The organism is Coprococcus intestinihominis (genome assembly GCF_040096555.1).
Taxonomy (GTDB): domain Bacteria; phylum Bacillota; class Clostridia; order Lachnospirales; family Lachnospiraceae; genus Coprococcus_A; species Coprococcus_A intestinihominis.
Genome location: NZ_JBBMEK010000410.1, coordinates 1 through 1,731 on the forward strand (window position 1 = coordinate 1; position 1,731 = coordinate 1,731).

Here is a 1,731-nt window from a genome sequence, read left to right on the forward strand (position 1 = left end):
ATGCCTCTATTGTATCATGCTTATGTGTATTTGGAATTTCTCATTTTGGCTTGTACTATTTATATTCTAGCACCAAAGTTCTTTCTGGTTATCAGATAGTGAAGAAATCTCTATAAGATTGCTCTTTAATAAATCTACGACTTCTTCCCCTTCCCTGTCTAATCCAATTACCATTCCATTATTTCGATTTGCTATAATAGTTATTCCTTTGACTTTGAATGTCTTTACATTATTACCCAACCAGTCCATATCTTCCTCCAAATTAAATATCTTTGTTTCTAAATTCTCTAATTCCAAAATAAGTGGTAAAAACTGCTATAATAGAAAAATAAATTGCTCCTATTAAAACCTGCGTCCATACTACTTTTTCCATCATTGTAAAAGTATTGATATAATACAATGGGGAAAAATATTTAAACACTTTCGTATAAGAAAGTAAATTCATCCCAATGTAGCCTATCATATAAATCCCCAAGCAGACTACTAATCTATACTTTATGGATAACATCATAATGATAAAAATTGTTATTACCCAAAAAAGATATATGGTAATAATCTGTATAATTTCTATTGAAATTCTTTCATCATACAACGCTCCATTTACAATTGGAGTTTTATCATTCATTATAAAATAATAACAAAACAATCCTACAACTACTAATAATACACTAATCACACCAGCATACACGCTTAATGCCTTTACTTTTTCTATATAGATTTTTTTTCTATCACCTACTTTATTCAAATAAATCCGTAAACTTTTATCTTCAATTTCAGTCCCTAATGTTCTACTTGTAATGGCAACTAAAATAATATTAAAAATAAACATGGATTGAGCCATTTGAAACATCGCCGATATAAAATTGATTGCTGTAATATTTCCATTTCCGCTATAAGAAACTATTTCTGAACCACTTGCAATTCCTACACTATATAAAATCGGAACTAAAATCACTGTTAAAAAAATCCATGTATCTTTTCTTTTATACAATTTATATAATTCTGTTTTGTAAACTACCTGCTTTCTATTTATCATATCGTTTCCTCCGCCAAAAATAATTTTTTCAAATTATTATTTTGAATTGACATTCCCACGATATAATGCCCCTCTTGTAATAATATTCTTTGAATATCAACAATATTTTTTTCATTTTTAAAAAAAATACAATCTTTTTCACAAAGTATAGTGGGATCTTGTAACTCCAACTTTTTTTTCTCTTCTGTGCTTATATTTCCATCAATTTTTAAAATAAAAGTCTTTTCTCTCACTAATTTCTGATCCAAAACCTTTTTTCCTTTTCGAACCATCACAACTCTGTCACATACTTCTTCCACATCATCTAAATCATGACTCGAAAATAAAACGGGGATTTTTTCTTGATGCGCCTTATCTAAAATTACCTTTTTAAATAATTCCTTTCCAACCGGATCTAATCCTACAAATGGTTCATCAAATATCAATAATTCCACATCTGTTAACAGGCTTTGACACAATCCCAATCTCTGTTTCATGCCAAAAGAGAATGTTTTCACTTTCTTTTTTTTGCTATCAGAAAGTTCTGTCTTCTGCAATAGACTTTCTATTAAAGTACTATTTTTCTTGTCTTCTGATAATATTGATAGATACTGTAAATTCTCTTCGGCTGTCAAATAATCCAAAAAACTAGGCTCGATTAAAACTCCTATTTTATCTAATGTTTTTTCCTTTTCACTAGATATTCCTTTAAAAGA

The 1,731-nt window shown here is 28.7% G+C and carries 3 protein-coding genes; all 3 read right to left on the reverse strand.

Annotated elements, in window-relative coordinates; translation table 11 throughout:
• Positions 1-66: 66 nt before the first annotated feature.
• Positions 67-249 carry a hypothetical protein gene (locus tag WMO25_RS17725; protein ID WP_349086528.1) on the reverse strand — a complete coding sequence of 61 codons (183 nt, stop codon included), beginning with the start codon at positions 247-249 and terminating at the stop codon, positions 67-69.
• Positions 250-262: 13 nt separating this feature from the next.
• The gene (locus WMO25_RS17730; protein WP_118340016.1) at positions 263-1,036 is read right to left on the reverse strand and encodes a hypothetical protein; all 774 of its coding nucleotides are present in this window, start codon (positions 1,034-1,036) and stop codon (positions 263-265) included.
• Positions 1,033-1,731, reverse strand: a 699-nt coding sequence (locus WMO25_RS17735; protein ID WP_349086531.1) for an ATP-binding cassette domain-containing protein, incomplete at its 5' end; no start/stop codon positions are given. The genes WMO25_RS17735 and WMO25_RS17730, both read right to left, overlap by 4 nt.